Origin of the sequence: Streptomyces sp. NPDC002130 (assembly GCF_040296465.1) — a bacterium.
Lineage (GTDB): Bacteria > Actinomycetota > Actinomycetes > Streptomycetales > Streptomycetaceae > Streptomyces.
In genome coordinates this window covers 1-1,329 of the sequence record NZ_JBEOXI010000912.1, presented here as the reverse complement: position 1 = coordinate 1,329, position 1,329 = coordinate 1, and the positions used below count along the sequence as shown (strand labels likewise).

The following is a 1,329-nucleotide window of genomic DNA, read 5'->3' as shown; positions in this document are numbered from 1 at the left end:
GGAGTCGACGCGGAGCGTCGGTGACCGACGACAACGCCGCAGATGCGCGTGCCAGGCCCCGCGTCTGTGGGCTGATCCAAACGACAGGCCCTAGTCGCCTCCGCCCCCGCCTCCTCCGTCCCCGCCGCCGTCACTGCCGCCCCCGCCCCCGTCGCCGCCGTCCCCACCGTCGCTGCCCCAGCCGTCGCCGCCGCCGGGTTCGTTGTCGTCGCGGTCCCTGCCGAGGTTGCTGAACCAGGGGCGCTCCCAGAGCTCGTCGTCCGTCTCCCGGCGGGACCTCACGGCACGGAATCGGGCCAGGCCCGTCGTGTCACCCAGGCCGAAGGACACGGCGACCGCATGGGCCATGACGGCGTCCAGGGGGTCGGGGCTCTCGTGGTGCACGTCGGCCAGCGGCAGCAGCACCGTGCCGGGCGGCGGGCCGGGCCACCGTGAGGGGCGGGTCAGCAGCGCGACGCGCCGGTCGTCGCGCAGCAGCCGGGAGCTCTCGGCGTTCTCGCGGCTCAGGGTCCACAGCCGGTCCGGCAGGCGGATCTCGACCGTGCTCTTGGACTTGCGCATTCTCTTGCGGAGTTCGAGCCGTGCGGTGATGTCACCGACGGTCATGACCAGGCCGCCTGCCCGGTCGGCGGCGTCGGGGCGATAACCGTACGGTGCCCTGAGCCGTACGGCGGGAGCGTGCGGACCCCAGACGTCCACGCGGACCAGGCGCCGGTCCACGGCGACGGCGACCGGCCCGGAGGGACCCGGCGCGTAGCGGCGGGCGATCCACAGGGGCACGCCCTCCGCCCGGGCCCGCTCGGCGAGTGAGGCCACCTGGTCCGCCCCGCCGCACCTGCGCACGGCCAGTTCACCCAGCGCGTGGGCGAACTCGGCGGTCCGGCGCACCTTCAGGGGCGCGGTCGTGCCGGTCACGCGGGTGACCGGGACGACGCCCGGGCCCTGCGTCAGCGACTGAAGGGGGCGTTCGGTTCCGCCGCCGCCGAGCCAGCGTCCCCGCAGATACGCCTCGGCCATGGCGGCGAGGTTCAGCTCCTCCAGCGGTGTGCTCCGGCCGCCTCTGCGCAGCCGGTCCTCGGTGAGTTCCGCGGTGCGCGCCAGCGGATTCCGGGACCGTTCCTCGTAGAGCGCCTGGCTCATCGCCACCCCCTTCTGCTCCGGTGTGTAGGAGGTCGGCGACGGTCTCGCCGGTTCCATGACCGGCGGGCCGGAACGGTGAAGGCCCGGCACCCCGGCCGAGCGGCTGGCCCACATCTCGCGCCTGGCGGAAGAGCTCGTCTCCCAGCGGGCCGAGGACCGGGTCGGCCAGACCGTGCGGGTCCTCGTCGA

At 74.8% G+C, this 1,329-nt stretch carries 1 protein-coding gene; it reads right to left on the bottom strand.

Going from position 1 to position 1,329, the window contains the following annotated elements; genetic code table 11:
• Positions 1-90 precede the first annotated feature (90 nt).
• Positions 91-1,329 (bottom strand): hypothetical protein (locus ABT116_RS46900; RefSeq protein WP_351647452.1); only part of this gene is annotated, 1,239 nt, incomplete at its 5' end.